The 594-nt window shown below is 65.5% G+C and carries 1 protein-coding gene; it reads right to left on the bottom strand.

Annotated elements, in window-relative coordinates; all coding sequences use genetic code 11:
* Positions 1-594, bottom strand: a 594-nt coding sequence (locus EN846_RS33560) for an Ig-like domain-containing protein (protein WP_189523730.1), incomplete at both ends; no start/stop codon positions are given.

The following is a 594-nucleotide window of genomic DNA, read 5'->3' as shown; positions in this document are numbered from 1 at the left end:
CACGTCGTCGACGATGTCGACCAGGATGGTGCCGGTGGTTGTGTTGCCGTGTGCGTCGGTCACCGTATAGGTGAAGCTGTCCTTGTCCTGTTCGGTGGTGATGCCGTTGTTGAGGGTCGCGCCGTCATAGGTATGGGTCAGCGTGTAGGTGTAGGTGCCGTCTGCATTGAGCACCAGGTTGCCGTAGCTGCCGGTGGCCGATGAGTTGAGCGTATAGGTATAGGGCCCCGTGCCGCCGGCCGGCGTGATGGCGCCGTTGAATATCTCGCTATTGCCGGCCGCGTCGCTGCCCGCCGGCAGGCCCTTCTCATAGACCAGCGCGTCGGTGTCGGAGGCGGTCACCGTGACGTTGTTGACGGTGATGTCCAGCGTCACCGTCGAGGTGTCGCCGTCGCCATCGGTGATGGTGTAGACGAAGTGGTCGACCGCGTTGGTGGTCACCGCGTTGGGATTGGCCGTGTAGGTGTAGGTGCCGTTGGCGTTGAGCACCAGCGTGCCGTACTGGCCCGCGATCCCGGCGCCGCCGAGATTGCCGCTCACCGGGTTGGAGACGTTCGAGCCGGTGGCCACGCCGGTCACCGCGCCGCCGGGCGC

Source organism: Mesorhizobium sp. M4B.F.Ca.ET.203.01.1.1 (assembly GCF_004791025.1).
Lineage (GTDB): Bacteria > Pseudomonadota > Alphaproteobacteria > Rhizobiales > Rhizobiaceae > Mesorhizobium > Mesorhizobium abyssinicae.
This window is presented reverse-complemented; position numbering and strand designations above follow the sequence as displayed.